We start from the raw sequence: 24,792 nt of genomic DNA on the forward strand, positions 1-24,792 counted from the left end.
CCGCCGGGGCCGCCCTCCTGTGCCTCGCCGCCCTACGCCCCGTCCGACTCCGACTTCGGCTCCGCTTCCGGCTTCTCCCGTCGCAGTCGCCTGTCCAGCGCCATCGACAGCTCCGCGTCCATCACCGCCCGTGCCAGCGGCCGCAGTTGGGGCGGTTCGGCCACCTCGTCCGACGTGTCGGCCGGCTCCGGTCCGTACTCCTGGAGCACCGCCACGAACAGGTCCGCCAGCGCCTCCGCGTGCTCGCGGACCCGGCGGCCCGTCGCGAGCACCGTGGCGAGCGGGACGCCTTCCCGTACCAGTTCCGCCGAAACCTCCAGCAGGCGGCGGCTGATGTGGACGATCTCCTCGCCGTCCGTCCCGAGGTACCCGAGCTCCATCGCCAGGGCCAGGTTCTCCGGGGTGGACTCGCCCTCGAAGTAGTCGGCCAGCTGCTCCGGAGTGAGGCGGACCGGGGTCTCCTCGGAGGGTTCGCCCAGGCCCAGGACCTCCGCGACATCGCGCCCGCTCTCGAACGTACGGGCGAGGTCGGCGATGCCGGTCAGGGTGTGGCCGCGTTCCAGGAGGCCGGTGATCGTACGCAGGCGGGCCAGGTGGCTGTCGTCGTACCAGGCGATGCGGCCCTCGCGGCGGGGCGGCGAGATCAGGCCACGCTCTCGGTAGAAGCGCACGGTCCGGACGGGGATGCCGGCCTCCCCGGCCAGCTCCTCCATGCGGTACTCGCGGTGTTCGCGGTGCTCGCGTCCTTCTGCCACCCCCGCACCCTATCCGCCTCACCGGTGGCTCGAACCCAGGTTGTACCGCCGGTAACTTTCCTCTGCGGGCCCTCTACCCATCGGTACTCCGCTGCTCTACCCTCCCAACAATGCCAGTGATTGCTGGCAGAGTCGTGTGACGTACCGCGGGAGGCGGCAGCATGGCCCAGCACGAGCATGTACGCGTGGCGGTGATCGGATCGGGATTCGGGGGCCTCGGAGCGGCGGTCCGGCTGCGCCGCGAAGGCATCACCGACTTCGTGATCCTGGAACGGGCCGGTTCCGTCGGCGGTACCTGGCGCGACAACAGCTATCCCGGCTGCGCCTGCGACGTACCGTCCCACCTCTACTCCTTCTCGTTCGCCCCCAACCCCGAGTGGCCGCGCACCTTCTCCGGGCAGGAGCACATCCGCGCCTATCTGGAGCACGTCGCCGACACCTTCGGGCTGCGCGCCCATCTGCGTCTCAACCATGAGGTGACGCAGATGCGCTGGGACAACGACGAGCTGCACTGGGTCATCGACAGCGCCAACGGCACCACCGTCGTCGCCGACGTCGTCGTCTCCGCGACCGGACCGCTCTCCGACCCGAAGATGCCGGACATCCCCGGTCTCGCCGACTTCCCCGGCAAGGTCTTCCACTCCGCCCGCTGGGACCACGACGCCGACCTCACCGGCAAGCGCGTCGCGATGATCGGCACCGGAGCCTCCGCCATCCAGATCGTCCCGTCCATCCAGCCGAGGGTGGGCAAGCTGACGCTCTTCCAGCGCACCCCGCCCTGGGTCATGCCCCGCATGGACCGCGAGATCAGCGGCCTCGAACGCCGGCTGCACCGCGCCCTGCCCCTCACCGGCACCGCCCGCCGCGGCCTCCTCTGGGGCATCCGGGAACTCCAGGTCAGCGCCTTCACCAAGCACCCCGACCAGCTCGGCCTCGTCGAGCGGATAGCCAAGTCCAACATGGCCCGCGCCATCAAGGACCCCGCACTGCGCGCCAAGCTGACCCCCTCGTACCGCATCGGCTGCAAGCGCATCCTGCTGTCGAGCACGTACTACCCCGCCCTCGCCCAGCCCAACGTCGACGTCGTCGCCTCCGGCCTCGCCGAGGTCCGCGGCTCCACCGTCGTCGCATCGGACGGTACGGAGGCCGAGGTGGACGCCATCATCTTCGGCACCGGCTTCCACGTCACCGACATGCCGATCGCCGAACGCGTCGTCGGCGCCGAGGGCATCACGCTCACCGAGTCCTGGAAGGGCGGCATGCAGGCCCTGCGCGGCGCCAGCGCGGCCGGCTTCCCCAACTGGATGACCATCATCGGCCCCAACACCGGCCTCGGGAACTCCTCGATGATCCTCATGATCGAGTCCCAGCTGAACTACATGGCCGATTTCATGCGCCAGCTGGACGTCCTCGGCGGCAAGGTCGCCCTCGACGCCCGCCCCTCCGCCGTGAACGGCTGGAACCGCCGCGTCCAGGACCGCATGAAGCGCACCGTCTGGAACACCGGCGGCTGCAACAGCTGGTACCTCGACGCCAACGGCCGCAACACCACCGTCTGGCCCGGCACCACCTCCGAGTTCCGCCGCGCCACCCGCACCGTGAACGTCTCCGAATACCAGGTGATCCGCCCGTCCGTCCCCGCCCAGCGCCGTACGAGCGGGGCCACTGCCGAGGAGGCCGTCCGATGAGCCGCTCCCTGCCCGTCGCCGGCCGCCGGCCCGTCCCGGCCCGCGAACTCCTCGCCGTCTCCGCCGACGGCTCCCGCATACACGTCGAGATACACGGCCCCGAGGACGCGCCCGCGATAGTCCTCGCCCACGGCTGGACCTGCAACACCAGCTTCTGGGACGCCCAGATACGGGACCTGGCCGCCGACCACCGCGTCATCGCCTACGACCAGCGCGGCCACGGCACCTCGCCCGCCGCCCGCCGCGGCGGCTACAGCACCGACGCCCTCGCCGACGACCTCGTCGCCGTACTCGGCGCGACCCTCGCCCCCGGCGAGAAGGCCGTCCTCGCCGGCCACTCCATGGGCGGCATGACCATCATGTCCGCCTCCCGCCGCCCCGAACTGCGCGAGCACGCCGCCGCCGTCCTGCTGTGCAGCACCGGCAGCTCCCGGCTCCTGGCCGAATCGCTCGTCGTACCGCTGCGCCCCGGCGCCGTACGCACTCGCGTCACCCGCGCCGTACTCGGCGCCCGCGCCCCCCTCGGGCCCGTCACCCCGCTGTCCCGACGCATCCTCAAGTACGGGACAATGGGTCCGGGTTCGGCCCCCGATCGGGTCGACACGTGCGCCCGCATCGTGCACGCCTGCCCCCGTGTCCCCCGCGTCGCCTGGGGCCACGTCCTCGCGGAACTCGACCTCGACGAGGGCGTACGGGAGCTGCGGGTGCCCACCGCCGTCATCGCGGGTACGCAGGACCGGCTCACCCCGCCCGTCCACGCCCGCGCCATAGCGGCGGCCCTGCCCGACTGCCGGGGCCTCACCGAGCTGACGGGCATGGGACACATGACGCCCGTGGAGGCGCCGGAGGTGGTCACGGCGAAGATACGGGAACTCGTCACCGCCCACCTCACGGTCCGCCCGGACCGGGAACACCGCAACGACACCACGGACACCGAGAGCAAGACCGAGGGCAAGGAGGAGGTCGCATGAGCGGCAGGGGAAGTCTCGAAGGGCAGGTCGTCGTCGTCACCGGAGCCGCCCGCGGCGTCGGGGAACTCCTCGCCCGCAAGCTCTCCGCCCGGGGCGCGATCCTCGCCCTCGTCGGCCTCGAACCCGACGAGCTGAAGAAGGTGTCCGAACGCCTGCACGGTGAGAGCGACCACTGGCACGCCGACGTCACCGACCACGAGGCGATGGCCCGCGTCGCCCAGGAAGTAAAGAATCGGTTCGGCAAGGTCGACGTCGTCGTCGCCAACGCCGGTGTCGCCACCGGCGGCCCCCTCATCGACTCCGACCCCGTCGCCTGGCGCCGCGTCATCGAGGTCAACCTCATCGGCGGCGCGGTGACCGCCCGCGCGTTCCTCCCCGTCCTCATGGAGAGCCGCGGCTACTTCCTCCAGATCGCCTCCCTCGCGGCGATCACCCCGGCCCCCATGATGAGCGCCTACTGCGCCTCCAAGTCCGGCGTCGAGGCGTTCGCCCACTCCCTGCGCGCCGAAGTCGGCTACCGGGGCGTCAAGGTGGGTGTCGGCTACCTCTCCTGGACCGACACCGACATGGTCCGGGGCGCCGACGAGGACGACGTCATGCGCGACCTCCGCAAGCGGCTGCCCTGGCCCACCAACCGCACCTACCCCCTCGGCCCCGCCGTCGACCGCATCGTCGCCGGCATCGAGCGCCGCTCCGCCCACGTCTACGCCCAGTGGTGGCTGCGCGGCATGCAGCCCGTACGCGGCTACCTGCCGACCCTCATCGGCGTCGTCGGCCAGCGCGAGATGCGCAGGTTCGGGCCGCGCCTGGAGGGCGTGAGCAAGGGCCTCGTCGGCGCCGGCGGCGCCGCCGACCAGGACGAACGCGCGGCCCGTACGCAGCGTGACTGATCGACATGCGATGCGTGGCGGCCCGTGTGAACCTGGTCGAGGCCCCACCGGGCCGCCCCCCACGCATCCCGAGGAGTGACCAGCATGGGCATCGCCGACCAGTTCAAGGACAAGGCGAACGAGCTCGCCGACCGCGCGAAGGGCGCCAAGGACGCCATGGGCGACCGGAACCAGGACCGCGAGTCCACCGCCGACCGCGCCAAGGACGCGGCCGACAAGGGCCGCGACAAGGCGCGCGGCGCGGCGGACGACATGCGGGGGCGCTCCTCGGAGCGCTGAAGCCCATACGCGAAGGGGCGCCCCGGCACGTTCCGGGGGCGTCCCTTTGTGTGGTCTCAGATGTATATGGCTACCGTGCACGTGCGCGGTGGTGCGATCCGGTCAATCCGCGGTCGGTACCCATCGATCCGCAGCGTCGGCGCCCGCGCGGGCGGCCAGGAGCCCGACAGCGAGTGAAACCACGGTGCATGCTGCGGCTCCGGCACCCAGAAGGGGCCAGGAAACGCTGCCCTCCCCGACCAGTGCGATGAAGAAGATCGCGTGCCAGGCGGACACGACCACAGTGATGACCGTGGCGATCAGCAAGGGAGCCGTCAGGTGCCAGGTGGCCACGGAGCGGAAGATCTGCGGGCGGCCGGTGAGAACGGCCAAGGGCGCGAGGGCGTGCCGGACTCGGACGAACTCGGCTGCCGCGCTAACCGCTCCCGCCATGAGGACGAAGAGGAGCCCTGTACCCCCGAAGAGGCGGATCCAGTTCACCAACCGTGCACGCTGGGATGTCTCCCATACCCCACCGAGCACGTCTACCTGAATTGCCGGGGTAGGCAATGTGTAAGCGGCCTGCTTCACCGCAGAGAGTTGCCCTGTTCTCGGCGTGACAACGACAAGTGTCTGCGTGCCGTCACCTCTCACCGTGACCTGAGGGACGGGGGTGAAGGTGAGGTTGGCGCCGAACCATTTGCGCATTTCCTGTGCTTGAATGTTTCCGCGCTTGCTCTTCTCCCGGCAGTCGATGTCCAATGCTCGTAGGTCAAGGCAAGTGCCTGCGATATCGACAATCGGAGCTTTCTGATTGCCCGGGTCATCGAGCCCATGTGTCAGAAGGGCTGAACCTGGCGGAAGCGAGGTGCGAAAGCGCTGTATTTCCGCTGCGCTCATGGCCGGCACAGCCATTTCGACCACCGTGTCCTTGACGCGCTCCTGAGTTACGCGGACGGCTTGCGTCTGTTCTCCGAGGCGACTGGTCCAGATCTGCATCTGAGTGAGAATGCCAATCCCGATCACCATAGCCAGTGCCAAGCGGACAATGACGCCAGGATGAGCGCAACGTCGCTCTATTAGATGGCCGTCGCCATGTCTTTGAGTGTCGGTGACGTCGTTTCCTGCGGGGCGAGTTGCAGGGGTCTCGGCTTCGCCCGCGGCTTGCGTGGTCGTCGTTCTTCGGGGAAGAGCGAGAGGCTGATCGTGTGGGTGACCTTGGTGGTGGCGGGCTCGTCCGGTTTGAGGGTGCGGTATCCGGTGGTGCTGCGTTTGGTGGCGCGGGGTGCGGCACGTCCGGGGCGGGGACGGACGGCCTCGCGGGTCAGGTCGGCCTGGATGTCACGGATCCTGGCGGCCAGTTGCCGAGGGGGGAAAGTCCGCGCCGACGGAACGTCGGGCGGCGGCGAGGGTGTTCTTGAAGCTGATGTGCGAGACGGGGAGGTTCGCGTGGTGGGCGGCGTCCACGGCCAGGTCGTGTACGGCCTGGTAGACGCAGAGCATGGCCCACAGTTCCTGCTCGACCATGGCGGGACTGTTGGACCGGAGGGTCGCGGTGCGTCCTCCCCGCTGTTCGATCTTGATGTGCTTGAAGATCGTCTCGCTGGTCCAGCGGGCGGTGTACAGCTCTGCCAGCTCTGCGGCGGGTGCCGCCTCGGGGTCCAGGAGCGTGGTGATCAGGCAGAACAGCTCCGAGGTCTCCTCACTGTCGCCGTCCGCGCCGATCGTGGTGGTGACCACGGTGTACTCCACGGCGCGCACGGTGATCCGGGCGCCGCGCGGCCCGTTCAGGCGGGTGAGGAAGGTGCCGTCGGCCAGAACCTCATGCGGCCGCAGGGTGAAGGAATCCGAGACCCGCCACAGGAGTTCGGCCCCGGTGACCGCGGCTGCCCGCCACAGCTCATAGGCTGGAAAGCCCCGGTCGGCCATCAACAGGATGCCTTCCCGCAGGTGCACCAGGAGGCGGGCGGCCAAGGTGCGCTCGCCGACGGCGAAGGAGTCGAAGACCGCACCGATCAACGCCTTCGTGCCGCACTCCACCAGCGCGAGGAGCCTCACCTGCGGGTACGGTCCAGGCCGATTTCCGTTGGAGGCACGGGTGTAGGCGGCAGCGTTCGCCTCGCTGTCAGGAACGTCCAGCAGCGTGCCGTCCATGGAGGTCAGCCGCAGCCCGCGCCAGAAAGCCCCCGGCGTGGCCGCAGTGCCGGTGCAACCGGCGACCCGGTCGAAGAGCAGTCGCAGCGGCCCCGCACCCAGCCGGGCCCGCGCCGTTGTCAGAGACCCCGTGCGCGCCGGACGCCACACCTCCCGCGCCCGGCGCGGCCAGTGCTCCACCAACTCCCGCAGCACCAGGCCGTATCCGTCACCGCTGAACAGCCACATCGTCAGGACGAAATACACCATCAGCCGGGCCGGCAACGACCGGGTCCGCTCCTCGCGCGCCCCCGCCTCATCGACCACGAAGTCGACCAGCTCGGGCGTGAACGTACGCGACAGCACCCCCATCCGGACCCGCTCCGGGTACGTCTCACCAACTATGTGATCTCTCGGCACAAGACCGAGACTCTACGCGATCATGAACTAAGCGAGCGACGTTGCATGCCGACCTGTCGGTCAGTAGCCGGTCAAATTCCATCCGGAGCAGACATCCGGGTCCCAGTCGCGAGACTCACAGGCCCTGATCTGATAGATGGTCGAACCGGGCGCAGAATAGACAGTGTTGCCGTAACCGCTGTGATTCCATAGCGTCTTGTAATCATTCGGATTGTCGCGCCGGTAGTATTGCACCTTCACCGGGTCGCCATCCTTTTGGGCGTCCAAGACCGCTACGCGACCGGAATTATTTTGGGCGGGTGACCACGCGGTAGCGCCGGCAGCATGTATCGTGACGGCGGCAGTAGCGGTACCCGTGGGTACGGCAATTGCCAATCCGAGTAGGATGGCAGCCGCGGCCTTATATCTCTTCATCTGGATTTCTTCACAGCATGCTCGGGTATTTTGGGCGACCGTCACACAGTTACCCAATGATTGATCACCGTCAAGCAAAAGGTGCCCACGTGTGTAATTTGGCTGGTTCTGTTTGGTGGCCGAGAGTTTCGATTCAGGTTCACGGGGAGCCGGCTTGACATCCTCTGTGGGGGTGCCCCGACGTCACGGACGGGGGCGCACCCGGGGCGCACCCGGATTCGTCCGGGCGCGCCCCTTCTGCTGTTCGAGGGGCCGCCCGGCGGGCCCGACCGCCGCCCTCGCCTCAGCCGGAGACGGCCGTTACCCCGTGAACCGTTCCCGGGTCACCTCGCTTTGCCCCCGCAGGCCTGGAATCCGGCTCCGCCGGGCGTGTATCCATGAAGAGTCGACATTCTCAGCTGCTGTGGAGCGGGCCTTGAGCGATCACGAGAACCTGAAGGAATCCACCGGCCCCCGCCGGGCACCGGCCGCGCGGCAGACGGGCGCGCCACAGGCGCGGCATGAGGGGCTGTGGGCTCTCCAGGCCAAGCACGGGAACGCCGCCGTCGTCCAGATGCTCCGAGAGGCCGGCCATCCTTGGGCCCAGCCGCCGTCCGAGCGGCACCAGCACGGTTCCGGCTGCGGCCACCAGGCCGCTTGGCAGGCCGGCACCACGGATACGGCACCCTTGCAACGGTCAACCGTTCACGAGGTGCTTCGAGCCCCCGGCAGGGCGATGGACGACGCGACCCGCACCGACATGGAGGCCCGGCTGGGCGCGGACTTCTCGGAGGTGCGCATCCACGACGGTGCCGCGGCCGCGGCCTCGGCGGCCGAGGTCGGTGCCCGCGCCTACACCTCCGGCAACCATGTCGTCATCGGCGCCGGCGGTACCGACCGGCACACCCTCGCCCACGAGTTGACCCACGTCATCCAGCAACGTCAGGGGCCCGTCGCAGGCACTGACAACGGCTTCGGGCTCAAGGTCTCCGACCCGGCGGACCGCTTCGAGCGCGAGGCGGAAGCCAACGCGAAGCGCGCCCTTGCCGGGATGCCTCCGGTCCATGCCCCCGAAAGCATGCCGTCGACGTCCGCGCAGGACACGTCCCCGGTTCACGGCCGGCTCCACCTGCAACGAGCCGGGACAAAGGAAGTGCCGGCCGCGGCGACAAAGCGGGCCATGGGCAAGATGACGTCGGACTGGACGCAGATGCCCTATGCCGGCGGGAAATGGCCCGGCAACGTCGAGAACAGCGACAAGCGCCGTATGGACACCGATGAGCAGGCTCTGCGGCACATCGCGCGGCAGTTCTTCAACAGCGGAAGGGCCTACATCGAGGACGACGGGAACCAGGAGACCCAGGTCCTGTGGGTCGGCGGCGGGATTCTTGTCGCCTGCAACGACAACAGCACAGCTGCCAAGATCCTGAACACCCTTGAGACGAGAACTCTCGCCGATGTCATGCGGGACTCGCACGGGGCGGGAGGCGACGCGAGAGCCCGGAGGTCGGCGGACTACATGACCGACCTCGGTGAGGGGAAGGGCCGGGACGGCACGGTCAACGCCTTCATGGCCACGGCCATGGCCGTGCAGAACGACGTACTGGCGGCGCAGACGGCGACGGAGGCCGCGGCGACCATCGGGGCCGGGCACATGGATGGGAAGATCGTCTTCATCCGTTCCGGCTTCGAGGAACTCCACGCGGAGCAGAAGCTGGTGCTGGCCCTGCTTCAGTCCGGCTCGACCGGCGCGGCGACGATCGTCGGCAAGAAGAGACCGTGCACCTCGTGCTTCCTCTCCTTGTCGATCGCGAAGGACAAGAAGCTTCCCCAGTTGACCTTCCAGACGAAGCCCGGCGGCTACTGGGCAACCGCGAACGCCGGACTCACGAAGATCGCCAACGCGGCGGGGGTCAAGGACGAGAAGGAGCTCGACGAGCTGATCCAGAAGTACAAGCCGGCGACCGTTCGCCGTACTGGCCAGGACGGGAGCCAGCAGTACGGATCGGACTCCGAAGAGTCCGACGTCGAGATGACCGGGTAGCGGCCTCGGCAGTGCACAGGCGCCGTGCCGACGCTGGGTGAACCAGGAAGAGCGCGCCCGGTCGGACCGGGCGCGCTCTGTCTGCGTGGCTGTCGCGTCAGGCGGTCTTGACCGCCTCGATGAACGGCGTCCACGCGGCGGCGTTGACGACGAGAGCGGGCCCATCGGGCCGCTTGGAGTCCCGGACGGGGACGAGGCCGGGGTGACCGTCGGCCACTTCGAGGCAGTCGCCGCCGTCAGCGTTGCTGTAACTACTCTTCCGCCAGTCTGCGCCGAACGAGTTGATGGTGCTGCACGCCATTTCGGTAGTCCTCTATTGCTGCTTCGACCGTGGCCAGGGATGAGTCCGGCGACATGGCGGCGGCCCTGAGCAGATCGTAGGACCTCCGATACTGCTTGACGATCCCGGGATCGTCGATCGTGTTCCCGTGGTACTGCCCCTCGGTGTAGAAGAGAGGGGGCGCGTCCGCGAAGTCGAGCAGCATGGCGTTGTTGTGCATGAGGGCATGCGCTCCCGTGTTCCACGGAACGACCTGCAAAATGATCCTTCCGCCTCTGGCGAGCCCAGCCACATGCTCCAGCTGTTCAGCCATCTGCTGCGGCGGCAGGACCGGCTGCCAGAGCAGAGTCTCTGGCAGCACGATCCAGTACTCCGGGTTGCCCTGATCCAGAAGAAGCTGGGCCCGTTTCAGCCTGGCATGGACCATCATGTCGATCTGCTCGGGAGGCTTCACCACACGTTCGGCGCGGTACAACTCGCGGATGTACGGCTCCGTTTGCACCAGGCCGGGGATGACGGTGGGCGACCACTGCCCGATGACCAGCGCCTGCTTCTCCGCCTCCAGCACACGCTCGAAGTACCCGGCATGGCCCCTGCGCCGGGCCTTGCTCACGTCTTCACAGCGCCTGGCGAAAAAGCCGTCCGTGTCCAGCACGCGGTCCATATGTACAGCGAGGTCCGGCGGCATACGGCGGTTGCCGTGCTCGATCTCGCTCAGCAGAGAGATGCTGCAGAAGCCGCTGACGGCCAGATTCTCCAGCGTGAGCCCCGCCTTCTCCCGCTTGTAGCGCAGCTCTTTCCCGTAGAACTCGGGGACGCCCGCCGAGGCGTCGATCTCCTTGGCCACCGCCAACCGCCTTTCACACTTCGCTCCGTGGAGCGGAATCGGCTTCCACCGTAGGGCGTCGTGGGGCAGCGTGTGAGGGGTTCGTCACAGCAAGCAACCGAAAGGTGGACGGCTCTCATGGAGGACGCCCCGTACGACATCGGCCCGGAGATCGACGCGTTGCGCGCGGCGCTCAAGGCCAACGGCATCACGCTGCCGTCATTGGGGGTTGACCCGCTGACGCTGGCGGGGTGGACGATGCGGGTACCGCTGATCGCGCTGGGTAACTGCAATGCGGAGACGGCGCGGCGGCTGGCCGAGGCGCTGAACAGGGCGGCGGCGGGGGGATGAACGGGCTGCCCCTGACGCTGGAACTACTGGCCGTGCCGGAGGCGGTACCGGACCTGCGGCGGATGCTGCGGGCCCGGTTCGCGGGGGAGGACGCGGGTGATCTCCTGCTGTGCGTCAGCGAGTTGCTGACGAATGTGATCACCCACGTGGGGGAGCGTACGCCGGTGGCGTTACGGGTGACGGCGACGCACTCGGGACGCGTACGGGTGGCCGTGAGCGACCCAGCCCCGGCGGTGTGGCCGATACTCCGGGAGGCCGGCCCGGAGGGCACGTCGGGTCGGGGGCTCCTGCTGATCGACGCGGTGGCACTGAGGTGGGGCGTGGAGCAGAGCCCGTGCCGCAAGACGGTGTGGTGCGAACTGCGCCCACCGACCCCGCGACGGGCGGCGCGTCCGGTGGGCGTGGGAGGGGGAACTGCTGAGGCGGGGGCGTGACCCGATTCACGCCGGAACGACTCAGGGTCCGGCAGGCGCTCGCTCCCTATACTTGCGGCATGGACCAGGAACTGGAGCGAGCCGCCCTCGTCGCCTTGCTGCGGCGTGGCGAGCGCCCCTGGTCCGAGTTGACCGACCAGGTCGAGGCGGTGGGCAGTGCCCGTACCGTCCTGGAGGACGCCCTGGACGCATCCGGCCAGGGGGCCCTCTTCGACACGGCCCCGCCGGTGGATCTGGAGGCGATCGTCGCCGAGCTCTCCGCGTGGGAGCGTGAGGGGATGCGGCTGGTCACCGTCCTCGACGACGACTACCCGCTGTACCTGCGGCTGGTCCACCAGCGACCGCCCTTCCTCTTCCTGCGGGGAGCCGCCGCCGATGAAGATCTGCGGGTCGCCGTCGTGGGCACCCGCCAGCCGACTCCCGAGGGAGTCGCACACGCCCGTGCCATCGCCGGCGGACTCGCCGAGCGCGGCGTCACGGTCGTGAGCGGCCTCGCCGCCGGCATCGACACCGCCGCACACGGGACGGCCCTCGCTGTCGGCGGTCGCACGGTCGCGGTGGTCGGCACCGGCCTGCGCCGGGTCTACCCCGCGCAGAACGCACGTCTGCAGGAGGAGATCGCCGAGCGCGGTCTGCTGATCTCGCAGTTCTGGCCCGACGCGGCCCCCTCCAAGACGTCGTTTCCCATGCGTAACGCCGTGATGAGCGGCTACAGCCTGGCCACCGTGGTGGTCGAGGCCGCCTACCGCAGCGGCGCACGCATGCAGGCACGGCTCGCCCTCGAACACGGCCGCAGGGTCTTTCTGATGCGCTCGCTGATGGTCCACGAGTGGGCGCGCGAATACGCCACCCGCCCCAACACCACCGTCATCGACGGCCCCGACGACGTCTTCGCCGAACTCGACTCCCTCGTCCCCGCCAGGGGCGAGCTGACCTGGGCGTAGAGCAGGGCGGCGCGGGTGGCATCCGTCGTCGAGTTGGCCGCCCGCTACGCCAACTTTCTCGTCCACCCGCTCGCGCCGGGCATCGGCGTCTGCCAGATCTGTCGCGGCCCGGCGAGGCCGGGATACCCCACATGCTGGCGCTGCCGCGAGGCCGGTGACGTACTCGGCGTCGGTGTCGCCGATGTCGTGGTCCCCATCAGCCTGGCGCTCAAGAGCGGGCAGTACGCCAACGAACTGTGGCGCTACAAGAACACCCACGGGCCGCAGCGCGACCACTTCCGCATGGGGCTCGCGGCGGTCATGTGGCGCTTCCTCGCCGCCCATGAGCCCTGTATCGCCGCGCACTGCGACGTTCCGGGTTTCGACACGGTCACCACCGTGCCCAGCACCAGCGGCCGTGCCGAGCACCCATTGCGCACGATGGCCGCCACGGTGGTCGGTACCACCCGCGACCGTTACAGAGAACTGCTGTCCGCGACCCCGGCCGCAGGGGCCCTCGGGCGGACGGCATCGGCCGACCGCTACGTCTCCACCGCCGTGTGGGGCAAGAACGTGCTGCTCATCGACGACACCTGGACCACGGGCAATCACGCCCAGTCCGCGGCCGTCGCGCTGAGGGCCGCCGGCGCGCACCGGGTGGCGGTCGTCGTGCTCGGCCGGCACCTCAACCCGGCGTACGGCGACACCACGGAGCACATCGACCGGGCTCGGCTGCGCCGCTTCTCGTGGGACGTCTGTCCGCTGCGGAACGGGGCTCACTCCTGAAGGCCCGGCATCCTGCGGGTCGGCTCAGTTCCCGTCCTCGTAAGCCCTGCGTACGTCGGCCGGGATGCGGCCCCGGTCGTTGATCCGGATGCCGTGGGCGCGGGCCCAGGTGTGTACGGGGTCCTCGGCCACGGGGCGGGGTGTGCCGTCCAGCTGGTCCGCGATGTCGTGGAAGAAGGTGGCGAGGGAGGGGTGCGTGTCCTCCTTGGGGTCTTCGCCCTCGGACCAGGAGCCGACCGTGCCGGTGAGGGTGTTCACGAAGACGCCGTGGAAACCGTCCGTCTCCGCCGCGACCGGCACCCACTCCCGCCGCCACAGCCCGTCCGCCGCCAGGTTCATCCGCTGCCCGTGGACGCGCTCGATGTCGGTCAGGCCGAGCAGCAGCGCGCCGCCGGGCAGGACGCCGGGGCAGCCCAGGGCGACCAGGGGCGCGTGTGCGGCGGGGCGCCGGCCGGCGTCGAGATCGACGGCGAGGAGCCAGCGGCGCAGGTCCCCGGCCGGCTCGACGCCCATGCGCGCGGCCGCGCCGGCCACGGCGTCGGGATCGGGGGCGTCCGGACCGGAGAGGGCGCGCGGGGCGAGCCGCGCGGTGATCCGGGCCCATGCCTGCTGTATGTCGTCCATGGCGCGACGGTACCGGCCACCGCCGACCCGGCCCTCGGCAAGGAGAGACGGCCGGGGCCGCCGGGCATACCGTTGTCCCACCAATGACCCCACCGACCGGTGAACCCAGGGGGCCACGTGTTCCACGGCATCCGCGCCGTCATGATCTTCGCCGAGGACCCCGAGGAGTCCGCCCGCTGGTGGGCGGGGGTCCTCGACACGGACGCCCACGTCGACGTCGACGACACGAGCGGTGCCGTGTACGCCTGGCTCGATGTCGCCGGCGTCGAGTTCGGGTTCCACCCCCTGGACGAGCAGCGCAACAAGCGCGGCGGCAGCCCGGTCCCGTACTGGGCGGTCGATGACGTCGACGCCGTTCGTCAGCGTCTCCTCGACGCCGGTTGCACTCACCACCGCGGCCCCCTGGACATCGGGGACGGCACCGGCCGCACGATCGCCCAACTCATCGACCCGTTCGGCAATGTGATCGGAATCGACGGGTTCTGACTTCCTTGGGGGTCAGCGGACGACGTCGAAGATGTTTTTCTGGATGCCGTTGGGGAACGCCTCGTGCTCCACGAGCTTCAGGTGCCGGGTGTCCTTGTCGGCCGTGCTGAACAGCCGCTTGCCCGCGCCGAGGAGGAGGGGGAAGACCAGGAGGTGGTAGCGGTCGATGAGGCCCGCGTCGGAGAGGGCGCGGTTGAGGGTGGCGCTGCCGTGGACGATGATCGGGGCGCCCTCGGTCTCCTTGAGCGCGGCGACGTCGTCCAGGGACCACAGGATGTGGGTCTCGCCCCACGTGTCCACGAGGCCGTCCTCGGAGAGCGTGGTGGAGACGACGTACTTGGGCATCGCCTTGTAGCCGGCGAACTCCGCCATCCCCGGCCACACGGGGCTGAACGCCTCGTAGCTGACCCGCCCCATCATCAGCGCCCCGGCCTCCTCCTGTTCCCGGCCCTTGATCTCGTACGCCTCCGGCAGGAAGTCGATGTCCTTGAACGTCCAGCCGGAGTTCCGGTAACCGGGCTCGCCGCCGGGCGCCTCGACGACACCGTCGAGGGAGACGAACGCGGTGGTGATGAGGGTGCGCATGATGAGGTCCTCGCGGGGTGTGCGGTGAGCTTTACGTGTGTAGAGACTGCGGCACGCGGGAAAAGTCATCGGCCCGGCGCGCCGGTGCTCAGTGGCCGCCGCGCGGTTCGAAGCAGCCGGTCTCCATGAATCGGCCGTTGACCTTGACCTCGTAGTTGGTCGACTGGACGAACGCGGTCACACAGGCGTCGCGGCCGACGTAGAGGGCGACACTTGCGCCGGGGTTGCTGCCGGGGGCGTGGGGCTGTACCACGAGCATCCCCGGCCCCTGCCCGTCGCCCGGCTGCTCGTCGCGGTAGCCCAGTTCCAGGAGCTTTGCGCGTACCTGCTCGGCGTCCCAGGTCTTGGCCTTCCAGAGCCGTTCGAGGACCGGTTCGATGCGGGCGGCCTCCGCGCGGGCGGCCTTCTCGGAGGCGGGGGCCATCTTCTTGGGGAACTTGAACGCGTTGTTCTCCCCGTAGTGCGGGGCGCCGTCGGGCACCACGGGCGCCACGTCGCCCTGTGCGCCGCTGGGCGAGGGCGCGGGCTCGGAGGAGGGGGAGTCGGCGGCGGAGGCGCTCGGGCCGGAGTCGGCCACCGTGTCGCCGACGCGCTGCTCACCGCAGGCGGTCAGGGTCAGGGCGGCGCCCAGGACGAGACCGGCGGCGACATAACCGGGCCTGGCTATACGGGAGATACGCATGGGACGAGCCTGCCACGAGGCGGACGTGGCAGGCACCCGATCAGGACGCCGCAGCCGAGGCCGCCGACGCCGGCGCCGCCTCCCCGCGCCGGGCGGCCCCGGACCATCAGCGGTTCCGGGCGCGGAGCCGCTTCACCTCGTCGTTGATCGCCCAGGCGTCCGCCACCGGGCCCAGGTGGCCGAGCTTGTCGGGGTTGATGACCGTACGGATGGTCTGGATACGGCCGTCCGGCGCGTCCAGCGACAGCACGTGGAGCACGGCTCCGTCCCGTACGCGGAACAGCGCGCCCGGCAGGCCGTTCACCTCGCGCGGCTCGCACGTGATGCCCGCCCGGGCCATCAGCGGGTACACCGTGGCGAGCAGGCGGGCCACGTTGTCCGCGCCCGCGACGGCCCGCGCCAGTTGCGGGGCCCGGCCGCCGCCGTCCCCGACGAGCTGGACGTCGGCCGACAGCAGCTCGCGCAGCCCGTCCACGTCCCCGTGCGACAACGCCTCGAAGAACCGGTCCGCCAGCTCGCGCTGCTCGGCGCGGTCCGCCTCGAACCGGGGCCGCCCCTCGTGCATGTGGCGGCGGGCCCGTACGAGCAACTGCCGGCACGCCGCCTCCGAACGGCCCACCGCCGCCGCGATCTCGGCGAAGCCGAACGCGAAGACCTCCCGCAGCACGAACACCGAACGCTCCAGCGGGCTCAGCCGTTCCAGGAGCAGCAGCGAGGCCATCGACACCGAGTCGGCCAGCTCGGCGGCGCGCGCCGGGTCCGCGTACGGGTCGTCCAGCAGAGGTTCGGGCAGCCACGGCCCCACGTACTCCTCCCGCCGCATCCGCGCGGAGCGCAGCACGTCGATCGCGATCCGGGTCACCGTCGCGGACAGGAACGACTTGACCGACACGGGCCGGGTGGCCGTGGCGTCGTACCGCAGCCATGCCTCCTGCACCGCGTCCTCCGCCTCCGTGACGCTGCCCAGGATGCGGTAGGCGATCGAGAACAACAGCCCCCGCAACTCCTCGAACTCCTCGGCCTTGCCCATGCCGGTCCCTCCCCGTGATTCGGTGCCGTCGGCCGCTTCCGGTCCGTCCGCTCAGTGCGCGTGGCTGCCGGGCTGATAGCCGCCCGCCGGCTGCCGCGTGATGATGTTCAGCCGGTTCACCGCGTTCATGAACGAGACCAGCATGACGAGCGCGGTCAGCTGCTCCTCGTCGTACAACTCGGCGGCCCGCGCCCACACCTCGTCGTCCACTCCGGTCGCCGCGTCGGCGGTCCGCGTCCCCTGCTCGGCGAGCGCGAGGGCGGCCCGTTCCTCCTCGGTGAACACGGTCGCCTCCCGCCACGCCGTGACGAGGTTCAGCCGCACCGCGCTCTCCCCGGCGGCGGCCGCCTCCTTGGTGTGCATGTCGATGCAGGCGGCGCAGCCGTTGATCTGGCTGACGCGGAGGGCGACGAGCTCCTGCGTCGCGGCGGGGAGCGGCGACGCCTTCAGCTCCCGCCCGAACGCCATGAAGTACTTGAGCGCCTTGCCGGCGACGGGACTGGCGAAGTAGTCGAGCCGAGCGTTCACGGGGTGCTCCTCGGGGTGCGTAGGACTCGTACACCCCCGAGACGAGACAGCGGCCGGAGCTGTGACATGGCCGCCACGGCGGCTCGATGCCTCCCCCACGGGGGCAGAACCTGTCCCGGAGAAGGGCCCGTACACTCTTCCGCGCGAGGAAGCCGGGGGCGGCGCGAGTGTGTGGGGTGGGTACGGGTGGACAAGCGGGACGATTCGGCGTCGCTTCTCGAACGCGCACGGTCGGACCTGGCGGGCATGGGACGAGGGGACGCCGATGCGGCGGACCGGATGCGTGCGCTGGTCCCCGATGTGCAGCGTCGGGCGGACGCCGGAGACGTGGAGTTCCAGGAGCTGTTGGGCGGCCTCGCCCTGGAGTACATCAAGGACTATCCGGCCGCGTACCACTACCTGAGCAGCGCGGCTGAGGCCGGTCATCCCGGTGCGCAGCGAGGGCTCGGCTACATGCTCGTCGAGGGCTTGGGGGTGCCGAAGGACGAGGCGCGGGCGATACGTCTCTTCGAGGCGGCGGCCGCACGCGGGGACCGCGCGGCCAAGTTCAACCTGGCCGGGTTCCTTTTGCGGGAAGCGGGTGCGCCGGAGTCCAGGGCGAGGGCCGTGCGCCTGCTGGAGGAAGCCTCCGCCGCCGGCCTGGGCGTCGCCTCCCTGCGACTCGGGGAGACCATGTTCTCCGAGGGCGACTTCGTCGCGTCGCGGCGCCTTCTGGGCCGGGCCGTCGCCCAGGGTTCCTACGACGCGCTGCTGAACCTGGGGATCATGTGCCGCGACGGGCTGGGGGGCGGAACGGACCGGGAGCGGGCGCTGTCCTGCTTCCTGAAGCTACTGGACGTGAACAACGGCGACGGCATCCATGAGTCCCATGACGTCGTGGCGCTGATGTCCGACCGCCAGATCAGAGCAGCCGCGCTGCGGGCGGGACGGGTGGCGGAAGGCGAGGGGATGATCGCCGGAAGGCGAAGGCGAAACGCTCGTCGCCCCGATGCCTGAGCAGCCCATGGGTGTGCGCCGTGCGGATGGAGGGGGACACCGTGACGCGACACCTTCCACCTTGTCGTCCCAGCCGCACGCCCGGGCTCGTCCGCTTCGCCTACCTCGGTGGCAGGGGTGGCCTTCGGCGGTCGGGGGCCGTGTTGTAGGTGGGTGGGGTGGCCGGGGGGTGGGCGGCCAGGAGGTCGAGGGCGATGCGGACCGCGTCGTCCAGGACCGCGTAGCGGCCCTCCGCCCAGTCCAGCGGGGTGCGCAGCGCTTCCAGGTCGGGGGAGACGCCGTTGTTCTCGACGGACCAGCCGTACGTGTCGAACCAGGCCGCGTTCATCGGCACCGTGATCACCGTGCCGTCGCCCAGCCGGTGGCGGCCGGTCATGCCGACGACGCCGCCCCAGGTGCGCTGGCCGACGACCGGGCCCAGTTTCAGGAGGCGGAACGCGGCGGTGATCATGTCGCCGTCGGAGGAGGTCGCCTCGTCGGCCAGGGCGACCACCGGGCCCCTCGGGGCGTTGGAGGCGTAGGAGACGGGCTGCGCGTTGCGGGTGAGGTCCCAGCCCAGGATCGTCCGGGTGAGCTTCTCCACGACCAGCTCGCTGATGTGGCCGCCGGCGTTGCCGCGCACGTCCACGATCAGCGCGGGGCGCGAGACCTCCATGCGCAGGTCGCGGTTGAACTGCGCCCAGCCGGAGCCGCCCATGTCCGGGATGTGGAGGTAGCCGCACCGCCCCCCGCTCAGCTCCCGGACCACCTCGCGCCGCTTGGCGACCCAGTCCTGATAGCGCAGGGGGCGTTCGTCGATGAGCGGCACGACCGCGATGCGCCGGGGCCGGCCGCCGCCCTCCGCCGGGCGGAACGTCAGCTCGACCGTCGTACCGCCCGCCGCCGCCAGCAGCGCGTACGGCCCGGCGACCGGATCGACCGGGCGGCCGTCCACATGCGTCAGCACCGCCCCCTCGCGGATGCCCGTACCGGCCAGCGGGGAACGCGCCTTGGAGTCCGACGAGTCGCCCGGCAGGATGCGCAGCAGGGTCCAGTCCCCGTCCCGGCACGCGAAGTTGGCGCCGAGCAGTCCGATCGCCCGCTGGTAGTGCGGCGGCCCCTCGTTGCGGCGCGCGGGCGACACGTACGCGTGCGAGGTCCCCAGCTCGCCCAGCACCTCGCGCAGCAGGTCCGCGAACTCGTCGGGTGTGGCGACGCGTTCGACCAGCGGGCGGTACTGGTCGAGCACCGCCGGCCAGTCGATCCCGCACATGTCCGGCTCCCAGAAGTACGAGCGGATGATGCGGCCCGCCTCGTCGTACGCCCCGCGCCACTCCGCCGCCGGGTCCACCTCGTGCAGGATGCGCCGCAGATCCAGGTAGACCGTGGAGTCGTTGTCGCCCGGCTCCGCCGCGGGGACGGCGCGCAGCTCGCCGTCGTCCATCACGACCAGCCGCGAGGCGTCGCCGCTGACCGCGAACCAGTCGAGGTGGCCGACGAGTTCGGTTCTCCGCGCCTTGGCGATGTTGAAGTGCTCCAGGGTCGGCCGGCCCGACATGTCCGCCGGGTTGGCGAAGGTCTCGCCGAGCGCCCCGGAGATCGGCCAGCGCAGCCACACCAGGCCGCCGCCGCTGACCGGGGCCAGCGCGGAGTACTTGGACGCCGAGACGGGGAACGGCGTGACCCGGCTCTGCAGCCCCTCGAACTCGACGGTGACCGTGGACCCCTCCGTCATCCCCGCCTCCGCCGTGTCCACCGGGTCCAGGCCGCCCGCCGCGGGCCGCCCGTCCGGCAGCAGGGCGAACGGGGACGGGGTCGCCGAGGACAGCGGCACCAGGTAGGGGCGGCAGCCGAGCGGGAACGACAGGTCGCCCGTGTGCACGTCGTAGACCGGGTCGAAGCCGCGCCAGGACAGGAACGCCAGATAGCGGCCGTCGCCGGTGAAGACCGGGTTCTCGTCCTCGAAGCGGCCGTTGGTGACGTCCACGACGGTCGGCTCGCCCGGCCCCGAGATCCGGGCCAGCTTGATCTTGCGCAGGGAGCGGCCGATCCCCGGATGCGACCAGGTCAGCCAGTCGCCGTCCGGGGAGAACGCCAGGTCGCGGACGGGGCCGTTGACGGACCGGATGAGTTCGACGGGCTCGCCGGGGGGCGGCTCCTCGCCGGTGACCCCTTCGCCGGCCGCCCCCTCGCCTGCGGCCCCCTCGGCTACAGCCCCTTCGCCCGTCTCCAGCAGCAGCAGCCGGCCGTCGTGCGAGGCGATGGCCAGCCGTTCGCCCTCCGGGTCCGCGACCAGCTCCAGCACCCGGCCGATCCGGCCCGACGCGAGGCGCCGCGTCGGGCGTTCGCCGCTGGCGCGCGGCAGCGGGGCGATCTCGATCGCGTCCTCGCCCTCCGCGTCGGTCACGTACGCCACCTGGTTCCCGCTGCCCAGCATCTCCGGCAGCCGCACCCGTACCCCCGGTGTGTCGGCGATGGTGCGGGCGGGCCCGTCGCGGTGCGTGAGCCAGTACAGGCTGCCGCGTACCGACACGGCACTCGCCCGCCCCGTCTCGTCCACGGACAGCGCGTCCACATTGCTCGACGCCGGCACCTGGTACGTACGCCGTCCCGCGCGCGGGCCGCCGAGGCGGACCGCCAGCCTGCGGGGGACGGCGTCCGGCGTCTCCAGGTCGTCCACCAGCCACAGCTCGCCCGCGCACTGGTAGACGATCCGGCGCCCGTCGCTGGAGGCGTGCCGGGCGTAGAACGCGTCGTGGTCGGTGTGCCGGCGCAGGTCGGTGCCGTCCGGGCGGCAGGAGTAGAGGTTGCCGACGCCCTCGTGGTCGGAGAGGAACGCGATCCGGCCGCCGACGAACATCGGGGTGTCGAGGTGCCCGCCGATGTCCGGGAGCAGCCGCTCGCCGTGCAGCCACAGCCGGCCCGTGGCCCCGCCCCGGTAGCGCTTCCAGGCGGCCGGTTCGTGCGGCGGGGTGCCGGTGAGCAGCAGGGTGCGGCGCTCGCCGTCGATGTCGGCGACCGCGATGTCGGAGACCGGGCCCCAGGGCAGCTTGCCGCCCGGACCGCCGTCCGTGGGGACGCTGTAGGCCCAGGAGAAGTACGAGAACGGCTGGTTGTGCGAGGAGACGGCGAGGATCTGTGCCGCGTCGCCGGGGTCGGGCGTCCAGCCGCAGACCCGGGTGTCGGTGGACCCCCAGTACGTGAGCCGGCGGGACGGGCCGCCGTCGACCGGGGCGAGGTGGATCTCCGGGTCGAGGCTGCGCCAGGACGTGTACGCGATCCGGGTGCCGTCGGGGGAGAAGCGCGGATGGCCGACTCTGGTGCGGTCCACGGTCACCCGCCAGGCCCGGCCGGGGCGCTCGCCCTCCGCGGCGAGCGGGGCGACCCAGAGATCGTCCTCCGCCGCGAAGCAGAGCAGGTCCTCGTGGAGGTGCGGGAAGCGGAGATACGAGACGTCGTCACTCACCCCCCAATGCTTTCCGCGCCCGGAGGGCCCGGCAACTCAGGGAGACACCCTTTTTGTGGTGCGGGCCACAAGCGAAACTGTTCCGTTTCGCTAGGTGGCCGGGTTACCGTTCTACGGTACGAAACGGTTTCGTTCGGTTGTGCATCGGACAGGAGGTCGACCATGGCACGCACACGGCTCACGCCCGAGCGTGAGAGCGAGCTGTACGCCGTCGTGCTCGACCTGCTCCGCGAGGTCGGCTACGACGCCCTCACGATGGACGCCGTGGCCGCGCGTGCGCATTCCAGCAAGGCCACCCTCTACCGCCAGTGGGGGAACAAGCCGGCGCTCGTCGTCACGGCCCTGCGGCACAACAAACCCGGCACCCTCGGGGATGTGGACACCGGCTCGCTCCGCGGTGACCTGCACACCGTCCTCAGCCGCGGTGACGACTGCCAGATGGAGAAGGACGCCGCGCTGATGCGGGGTCTGAGCCATGCCGTTCACACCAATCCCGATCTCCTCCAGGCCCTGCGCGAACTGCTGATCGAGCCGGAGATGACCGGCCTCGACACCCTGTTGCGCCGGGCCGTGGACCGGGGAGAGGTGAGCGCGGACAATCCGGCGCTCAGATACGTACCGCACATGCTGGTGGGCGCCGTCGCCACCCGGCAGATGGTCGAGGACCGCCCCGTCGACCAGGCATTCCTTCTCGACTACGTCGACTCCGTGATCCTCCCCGCTCTCGGAGCGGGCTGAGGATCACGGCCGGGGTCGCGGCGCCTGGCACGCACATCTGCGGCGTTGCCGAAACGTCCTGGTAGCTCCGCTACAAGGACGCTTCGGCGCCTTGCAGCTGTACGCACCAGACACCGCTCCCTGATCCGGCCGGGATCCCCAGCCCGCTCCGGAGCCCGACCCCCCCACCCCAGGTCCCCGCGCTCCACCCCGTACGGCCCTCTCCCCAAGTCCCACCTGACACGCCGCTCTCGTCGTCGGGCTGGTTCCACACGCCCATTTCCACACAACGACCTGACCGGGAGTACGCCCTCGTGGCCACATTCCTCTACAAACTCGGACGGCTCGCCTTCCGGCGCCGCCGTTACGTCGCCCTGATCTGGGTGGCGCTGCTGGCGCTCGCCGGGTTCGGCGCGTCCGCCGCCTCCACGGCGACCTCCAGCTCGTTCTCCATTCCCGGTACGGAGGCCCAGAAGGCCTTCGACCTGCTGGAACAGCGCTTCCCGTCCTCCAGTGCCGACGGTGCCACCGCGCGCGTCGTGTTCAAGGCGCCCGAGCACGAGAAGGTGACCGACGCGGCCAACAAGGCCGAGGTCAAGAAGATCGTCCGGGAGCTGAAGGACGGCTCCGACCAGATCGCCTCCGTCGCCGACCCGTACGCCGCCGACGCGGTCTCGCAGAACGGCTCGACCGCGTACATCTCGGTCTCGTACAAGGTCAACTCGATGGAGCTGACCGACGCCACCCGCGAGTCGCTGGAGGAGGCCGGCACCCACGCCGAGAAGAGCGGGATGACCGTCGAGATCGGCGGTGACGCGCTCCAGGTGATGCCGGAGACCGGTGCCACCGAGATCATCGGCGTCGCCATCGCGGCCGTGGTCCTCGTCATCACGTTCGGCTCGCTCGTCGCGGCCGGGCTGCCCCTGCTCACCGCCCTGATCGGCGTCGGCATCGGCGTCTCCTCGATCACCGCCCTGGCCAATGTGCTGGACCTGGGCAACACCACGTCCACGCTCGCCATGATGATCGGCCTCGCGGTCGGCATCGACTACGCGCTGTTCATCGTCTCCCGCTACCGCGCCGAGCTGGCCGAGGGCCGGGAACGCGAGGAGGCGGCGGGCCGGGCGGTCGGCACGGCCGGGTCCGCGGTCGTCTTCGCCGGGCTCACCGTGGTCATCGCCCTCGTCGGCCTGGCCGTCGTCAACATCCCGATGCTGTCCAAGATGGGCTTCGCCGCGGCCGGCACGGTCGCCATCGCGGTCCTCATCGCGCTCACCATGGTCCCGGCCATGCTGGGCTTCGCCGGCAAGCGGGTGATGGGCCGCAAGGCGCGCGAGGCCGCCGAGGCGGGGACCACGCACGAGGCGAAGGCGAACATGGGCACCCGCTGGGCCCGGTTCGTGCTGCGCAAGCCCGTCTGGGTGCTGCTCGTCGGTGTGCTGGGCCTCGGCGCCATCGCCGTACCGGCCGCCTCGCTGGAGATGGGCCTGCCGGACGACGGCTCCCAGCCCACCAGCACCACCCAGCGCCGCGCCTACGACCTGCTCTCCGACGGCTTCGGCCCCGGCTTCAACGGGCCGCTGCTGATCGTCGTGGACACCGAGGACAGTGCGGACGGCAAGGCCGCGGCCAAGCAGGTCGGCGACGAGATCGCCGACATCAAGGGCGTCGCCGCCGTCACCCCGGCCACGTTCAACAAGGCCGGCGACGCGGCGATGATCACCGTCATCCCGAAGGACCGCCCCAGCTCCGTCGAGACGGAGAACGTCGTCCACGCCATCCGCGACGCGGGCGACGGCTTCAAGTCCGACACCGGCGCCGAGGTGCTGGTCACCGGCGCCACCGCGATGAACATCGACTTCTCGCAGAAGATGAACGACGCGCTGCTGCCCTACCTGGCGCTCGTGGTCGGCCTCGCCTTCCTGCTGCTGATGGTGGTCTTCCGCTCGGTGCTGGTGCCCCTCAAGGCGGCGCTCGGCTTCCTGCTCTCGGTCGTCGCGGCCCTGGGCGCGGTCGTCGCGGTCTTCCAGTGGGGCTGGCTCGGCTCGCTCTTCGGGGTGGAGCAGACGGGCCCGATCATGTCGATGATGCCGATCTTCATGGTGGGCGTGGTCTTCGGCCTCGCGATGGACTACGAGGTCTTCCTCGTCACCCGGATGCGGGAGGCGTACGTCCACGGCGAGACGCCCGGCCAGGCCGTCGTCACCGGCTTCAAGCACGGGGCGCGGGTCGTCTCGGCCGCCGCCGTGATCATGATCGCGGTGTTCGCCGGATTCATCGGCTCCAGCGAGCAGATGATCAAGATGATCGGCTTCTCGCTCGCGATCGCGGTCTTCTTCGACGCGTTCGTGGTCCGCATGGCGATCGTGCCCGCCGTCCTGGCGCTGCTCGGCCGTCGCGCCTGGTGGCTGCCGCGCTGGCTGGACCGCGCGCTGCCCAACGTGGACGTCGAGGGCGAGGGCCTGCGCAAGGAGCTGGGCGAGCCCGCCGGCGGTGAGGGCGGCCCGGAGGGCGGCGAGCGCGAGCTGGTCCGCGTCTGATCCGCGT

General features: G+C 70.5%; 25 protein-coding genes. 13 read left to right on the forward strand and 12 right to left on the reverse strand.

The features are described from left to right. Window positions 1–32: 32 nt before the first annotated feature. Complete coding sequence (locus DNK56_RS04020) at window positions 33–713, reverse strand: MerR family transcriptional regulator (protein ID WP_111335442.1); 681 nt, start codon at window positions 711–713, stop codon at window positions 33–35. A 203-nt stretch (window positions 714–916) separates the two neighbouring features. Between DNK56_RS04020 and DNK56_RS04025 the strand changes: the two genes are divergently transcribed. The 4 genes from DNK56_RS04025 (at window position 917) to DNK56_RS04040 (ending at window position 4,583) form a co-directional block, all read left to right on the forward strand. Beyond that, window positions 917–2,443, forward strand: coding sequence for a flavin-containing monooxygenase (locus tag DNK56_RS04025; RefSeq protein ID WP_111330492.1), 1,527 nt, complete (start codon window positions 917–919; stop codon window positions 2,441–2,443). Next, on the forward strand, window positions 2,440–3,414 hold the full coding sequence (locus tag DNK56_RS04030; RefSeq protein ID WP_111330494.1) for an alpha/beta fold hydrolase: 975 nt from the start codon (window positions 2,440–2,442) through the stop codon (window positions 3,412–3,414). Before DNK56_RS04025 ends, DNK56_RS04030 begins: the two co-directional genes overlap by 4 nt. Beyond that, on the forward strand, window positions 3,411–4,304 hold the full coding sequence (locus tag DNK56_RS04035) for an SDR family oxidoreductase (RefSeq protein WP_111330496.1): 894 nt from the start codon (window positions 3,411–3,413) through the stop codon (window positions 4,302–4,304). Before DNK56_RS04030 ends, DNK56_RS04035 begins: the two co-directional genes overlap by 4 nt. Before the next feature lie 84 nt (window positions 4,305–4,388). Then, window positions 4,389–4,583: a hypothetical protein gene (locus tag DNK56_RS04040; protein ID WP_111330498.1), complete on the forward strand. Its 195-nt coding sequence runs from the start codon at window positions 4,389–4,391 to the stop codon at window positions 4,581–4,583. A 102-nt stretch (window positions 4,584–4,685) separates the two neighbouring features. On the opposite strand, the gene DNK56_RS04045 is transcribed toward DNK56_RS04040, so the two are convergent. The 3 genes from DNK56_RS04045 to DNK56_RS04055 all read right to left on the reverse strand — a co-directional run bounded on the left by DNK56_RS04045 (window position 4,686) and on the right by DNK56_RS04055 (window position 7,574). Continuing rightward, entirely contained in the window at window positions 4,686–5,561 is an 876-nt protein-coding gene (locus DNK56_RS04045) for a hypothetical protein (RefSeq protein WP_146610530.1), read from the reverse strand. Between the two features lie 342 nt (window positions 5,562–5,903). Next, entirely contained in the window at window positions 5,904–7,067 is a 1,164-nt protein-coding gene (locus tag DNK56_RS04050) for an IS4 family transposase (protein ID WP_111329449.1), read from the reverse strand. 108 nt (window positions 7,068–7,175) lie between these two features. Next, window positions 7,176–7,574, reverse strand: a complete 399-nt coding sequence (locus DNK56_RS04055) for a hypothetical protein (protein WP_241989754.1) — start codon at window positions 7,572–7,574, stop codon at window positions 7,176–7,178. A gap of 370 nt (window positions 7,575–7,944) precedes the next feature. Here DNK56_RS04055 and DNK56_RS35760 point away from each other — a divergent pair, with 370 nt between their 5' ends. Further along, the gene (locus tag DNK56_RS35760) at window positions 7,945–9,552 is read left to right on the forward strand and encodes an eCIS core domain-containing protein (protein ID WP_446750445.1); all 1,608 of its coding nucleotides are present in this window, start codon (window positions 7,945–7,947) and stop codon (window positions 9,550–9,552) included. 97 nt (window positions 9,553–9,649) lie between these two features. Here DNK56_RS35760 and DNK56_RS04065 read toward each other — a convergent pair whose 3' ends face one another. Together DNK56_RS04065 and DNK56_RS04070 are read right to left on the reverse strand one after the other, a co-directional pair. After that, window positions 9,650–9,853, reverse strand: coding sequence for a DUF397 domain-containing protein (locus tag DNK56_RS04065; protein ID WP_111330502.1), 204 nt, complete (start codon window positions 9,851–9,853; stop codon window positions 9,650–9,652). Beyond that, the gene (locus tag DNK56_RS04070; protein ID WP_111330504.1) at window positions 9,804–10,685 is read right to left on the reverse strand and encodes a helix-turn-helix domain-containing protein; all 882 of its coding nucleotides are present in this window, start codon (window positions 10,683–10,685) and stop codon (window positions 9,804–9,806) included. The genes DNK56_RS04065 and DNK56_RS04070 overlap by 50 nt, the downstream gene beginning before the upstream one ends. Window positions 10,686–10,796: 111 nt before the next feature. Here DNK56_RS04070 and DNK56_RS04075 point away from each other — a divergent pair, with 111 nt between their 5' ends. Genes DNK56_RS04075 through DNK56_RS04090 form a run of 4 tightly spaced genes read left to right on the forward strand, consistent with a single transcriptional unit; the run spans window position 10,797 to window position 13,152 of the window. After that, window positions 10,797–11,009: a hypothetical protein gene (locus tag DNK56_RS04075; RefSeq protein ID WP_111330506.1), complete on the forward strand. Its 213-nt coding sequence runs from the start codon at window positions 10,797–10,799 to the stop codon at window positions 11,007–11,009. Then, entirely contained in the window at window positions 11,006–11,443 is a 438-nt protein-coding gene (locus tag DNK56_RS04080) for an ATP-binding protein (RefSeq protein ID WP_111330508.1), read from the forward strand. The genes DNK56_RS04075 and DNK56_RS04080 overlap by 4 nt, the downstream gene beginning before the upstream one ends. 59 nt (window positions 11,444–11,502) lie before the next feature. Beyond that, window positions 11,503–12,387, forward strand: coding sequence for a DNA-processing protein DprA (locus DNK56_RS04085; protein ID WP_111330510.1), 885 nt, complete (start codon window positions 11,503–11,505; stop codon window positions 12,385–12,387). A gap of 15 nt (window positions 12,388–12,402) precedes the next feature. After that, window positions 12,403–13,152: a hypothetical protein gene (locus DNK56_RS04090; protein ID WP_111330512.1), complete on the forward strand. Its 750-nt coding sequence runs from the start codon at window positions 12,403–12,405 to the stop codon at window positions 13,150–13,152. A 24-nt stretch (window positions 13,153–13,176) separates the two neighbouring features. Here the strand turns inward: DNK56_RS04090 and DNK56_RS04095 are convergent, their stop codons facing one another. After that, entirely contained in the window at window positions 13,177–13,776 is a 600-nt protein-coding gene (locus tag DNK56_RS04095) for an Lsr2 family DNA-binding protein (RefSeq protein ID WP_111330514.1), read from the reverse strand. Window positions 13,777–13,893: 117 nt separating this feature from the next. On the opposite strand from DNK56_RS04095, the gene DNK56_RS04100 reads away from it, so the two are divergent. Then, a complete protein-coding gene (locus DNK56_RS04100) occupies window positions 13,894–14,262 on the forward strand; it encodes a VOC family protein (RefSeq protein ID WP_199563887.1) in 369 nt (122 codons plus the stop codon). A 12-nt stretch (window positions 14,263–14,274) separates the two neighbouring features. On the opposite strand, the gene DNK56_RS04105 is transcribed toward DNK56_RS04100, so the two are convergent. The 4 genes from DNK56_RS04105 to DNK56_RS04120 form a co-directional block, all read right to left on the reverse strand. Further along, the gene (locus DNK56_RS04105) at window positions 14,275–14,847 is read right to left on the reverse strand and encodes a dihydrofolate reductase family protein (protein ID WP_111330516.1); all 573 of its coding nucleotides are present in this window, start codon (window positions 14,845–14,847) and stop codon (window positions 14,275–14,277) included. Between the two features lie 88 nt (window positions 14,848–14,935). After that, window positions 14,936–15,529 carry a hypothetical protein gene (locus DNK56_RS04110; RefSeq protein ID WP_199563886.1) on the reverse strand — a complete coding sequence of 198 codons (594 nt, stop codon included), beginning with the start codon at window positions 15,527–15,529 and terminating at the stop codon, window positions 14,936–14,938. A 106-nt stretch (window positions 15,530–15,635) separates the two neighbouring features. Then, entirely contained in the window at window positions 15,636–16,559 is a 924-nt protein-coding gene (locus DNK56_RS04115) for an RNA polymerase sigma-70 factor (RefSeq protein ID WP_111330518.1), read from the reverse strand. Between the two features lie 51 nt (window positions 16,560–16,610). Further along, the gene (locus DNK56_RS04120; protein ID WP_111330520.1) at window positions 16,611–17,087 is read right to left on the reverse strand and encodes a carboxymuconolactone decarboxylase family protein; all 477 of its coding nucleotides are present in this window, start codon (window positions 17,085–17,087) and stop codon (window positions 16,611–16,613) included. 186 nt (window positions 17,088–17,273) lie between these two features. Here DNK56_RS04120 and DNK56_RS04125 point away from each other — a divergent pair, with 186 nt between their 5' ends. Continuing rightward, window positions 17,274–18,083 (forward strand): tetratricopeptide repeat protein, encoded by an 810-nt coding sequence (locus DNK56_RS04125; protein WP_158558551.1) that lies wholly within the window; start codon window positions 17,274–17,276, stop codon window positions 18,081–18,083. 100 nt (window positions 18,084–18,183) lie between these two features. Here DNK56_RS04125 and DNK56_RS04130 read toward each other — a convergent pair whose 3' ends face one another. Then, window positions 18,184–21,528 (reverse strand): S41 family peptidase, encoded by a 3,345-nt coding sequence (locus tag DNK56_RS04130; RefSeq protein ID WP_111330524.1) that lies wholly within the window; start codon window positions 21,526–21,528, stop codon window positions 18,184–18,186. A 162-nt stretch (window positions 21,529–21,690) separates the two neighbouring features. Here DNK56_RS04130 and DNK56_RS04135 point away from each other — a divergent pair, with 162 nt between their 5' ends. Further along, complete coding sequence (locus DNK56_RS04135) at window positions 21,691–22,266, forward strand: TetR/AcrR family transcriptional regulator (protein ID WP_111330526.1); 576 nt, start codon at window positions 21,691–21,693, stop codon at window positions 22,264–22,266. A 293-nt stretch (window positions 22,267–22,559) separates the two neighbouring features. Beyond that, entirely contained in the window at window positions 22,560–24,785 is a 2,226-nt protein-coding gene (locus DNK56_RS04140) for an MMPL family transporter (RefSeq protein WP_111330528.1), read from the forward strand. Window positions 24,786–24,792 lie beyond the last annotated feature (7 nt).

This window comes from Streptomyces sp. AC1-42W (genome assembly GCF_003248355.1).
Lineage (GTDB): Bacteria > Actinomycetota > Actinomycetes > Streptomycetales > Streptomycetaceae > Streptomyces.